Origin of the sequence: Mesorhizobium sp. M7A.F.Ca.CA.001.08.2.1 (assembly GCF_003998455.1) — a bacterium.
Taxonomy (GTDB): Bacteria; Pseudomonadota; Alphaproteobacteria; order Rhizobiales; family Rhizobiaceae; genus Mesorhizobium; species Mesorhizobium ciceri.
In genome coordinates this window covers 1-2,383 of sequence record NZ_RZPW01000872.1, presented here as the reverse complement: position 1 = coordinate 2,383, position 2,383 = coordinate 1, and the positions used below count along the sequence as shown (strand labels likewise).

The following is a 2,383-nucleotide window of genomic DNA, read 5'->3' as shown; positions in this document are numbered from 1 at the left end:
AGGCTACCGTGTTCGCGGTTAACTGCAGTTTACCGCGAAATCCGTGTTCAGCCCAGATTGACGACCGCTTGTGCCTTGTGGGCGGCTTCGACCACGGCAAGCGCCGTCATGTTGACGACGCCGCGCGAGGTGACAGACGGCGTCAATATATGCGCCGGCATGTCGGTGCCGAGCAGGATCGGCCCGACATGCAGCGCATCCGTCATGGTTCTGAGCGCCGTCAGCGTGATGTTGGCCGAATCGAGGTTGGGGAACACCAGCAAATTGGCTTCGCCCTTCAGTCTCGAATGGGGATAGACGCGCTGGCGCAGGTGCTCCGACAGAGCAGTGTCCGCATGCATCTCGCCATCGCATTCAAGGTCAGGCGCGATGCGCGCCAGGATCGCCGCTGCTTGCCGCATCTTCAGGGCGCTGGGCGAATCGCGCGAGCCGAAATCGGAATGCGACAAGAGTGCTGCCTTCGGCTCGATGCCGAAGCGCTGGATTTCTTCCGCCGCCAGCACCGTCATCTCGGCGATTTCTTCCGCCGTCGGGTCGACGGAGACGTGGGTGTCGGTCAGAAAGATGATGCCGCGCTGCGAGATCAGCATGGAAAGCGTCGACAGGTCGTGGTCCTTGATGCCGGCGCGGGGGCCGATGATCAAGGTGACGTTGCGCAGATGCCGCTCGAATCGACCTTCGAGGCCGCAGACCATGGCGTCGGCATCGCCGCGTTTCAGCGCAAGTGCTGCGATCACCGTGTTGTCGGTGCGCACCATGGTGCGCGCGGCTTCCGTCGTCACGCCACGCCGGCCGGCGAGTTCGATCAAAAGGTCGACATAGTGGCGGTAGCGCGGATCGTCTTCCGGGTTGATGAGGCCGAAATCGACCCCGGGCTTGATGCGCAGGCCGTAGCGCTTCAGGCGCACTTCGATGACGTGCGGGCGGCCGATCAGGATCGGCTCGGCGATGCCTTCCTCGAGCACCACCTGGGCAGCCCGCAGCACGCGCTCATCCTCGCCGTCGGCATAGATGACGCGCTTGGCGCTCGATGCCTTGGCGGACGAGAACACCGGCTTCATTACCAGGCCGGAGCGGAAGACGAAGCGGTTCAGCTTGTCGATATAGGCGGCAAAGTCGGTGATCGGCCGCGTCGCGACGCCGGTGTCGCAGGCTGCCTTGGCGACCGCGGGCGCTATGCGCAGGATCAGGCGCGGATCGAAGGGCGAAGGGATCAGGAATTCAGGGCCGAAGATCGGCGTCTCGCCGGAATAGGCGCGGGCCGCGACGTCCGAAGGTTCCTCGCGTGCGAGCGCTGCGATTGCCCGCACCGCCGCCATCTTCATCTCCTCATTGATGGCGCTGGCGCCGCAGTCGAGCGCACCGCGAAAAATGTAAGGAAAACACAGTACGTTGTTGACCTGATTGGGAAAATCGGACCGGCCGGTGCAGATCATCGCATCCGGACGCGCTGCACGCGCTATTTCCGGCATGATCTCCGGATTGGGGTTGGCCAGCGCCAGGATCAGCGGCTTCGGCGCCATGTGCTGGAGCAGTTCCGGCTTCAGTACGCCTGCCGCCGACAGGCCGAGGAAGACGTCGGCGCCCGAAATGACGTCGGCCAGCGTGCGCGCCTCGGTGTCCTTCACATAGGGGTCTTTCCAACGATCCATCTCATCGGTGCGGCCCTTGTAGGCGACGCCGAAACGGTCGGTGACCCAGATGTTTTCGACCTTGGCGCCGAGCGAGACCAGCAGGTTGAGGCAGGCAAGGGCGGCAGCCCCGGCGCCGGAGGTGACGATCTTGATGTCCGATATGGTCTTGCCGGCGAACTCCAGCCCGTTGAGCACGGCGGCAGCGACGATGATGGCGGTGCCGTGCTGGTCGTCGTGGAACACCGGTATGCCCATGCGGGCCTTCAGCTGTTCCTCGACCTCGAAGCATTCCGGCGCCTTGATGTCCTCGAGATTGATGCCGCCGAAGGTCGGTTCGAGGGCCGAGATCGTCTCGACCATGCGCTCGATAGCGGGCGCGTCGATCTCTATGTCGAAGACATCGATGCCGGCGAACTTCTTGAACAGGACGGCCTTGCCTTCCATGACCGGTTTGGAGGCCAGCGGGCCGATATTGCCGAGGCCGAGCACGGCCGATCCGTTTGTGACGACACCGACCAGATTGGCGCGTGCGGTGTAGTCGGCGGCGGTCGCCGGATCGTCGCGGATTTCCAGGCAGGGGGCGGCGACGCCGGGGGAATAGGCGAGCGCGAGGTCGCGCTGATTGCCGAGCGGCTTGGTCGCCTGTATCTCGAGCTTTCCCGGCCTTGGGTGCTTGTGGAAGTAGAGGGCGGCTTCGTCGAGGTCCGAACGTGCCGTCTTTTTGCTCTCGCCTTCCATGCGGCCACTCC

Annotated in this window: 1 protein-coding gene; it reads right to left on the bottom strand. The window is 64.1% G+C overall.

The window, feature by feature from the left end; genetic code table 11:
- Positions 1-47: 47 nt before the first annotated feature.
- Positions 48-2,372, bottom strand: a complete 2,325-nt coding sequence (locus EN914_RS32275) for an NADP-dependent malic enzyme (RefSeq protein WP_024503551.1) — start codon at positions 2,370-2,372, stop codon at positions 48-50.
- Between the last annotated feature and the right edge of the window lie 11 nt (positions 2,373-2,383).

Coding starts and splice junctions, on each gene's coding strand:
- EN914_RS32275 (WP_024503551.1), bottom strand. CDS start 2,372: ATGGAAGGCGAGAGCAAAAAGACGGCACGTTCGGACCTCGACGAAGCC.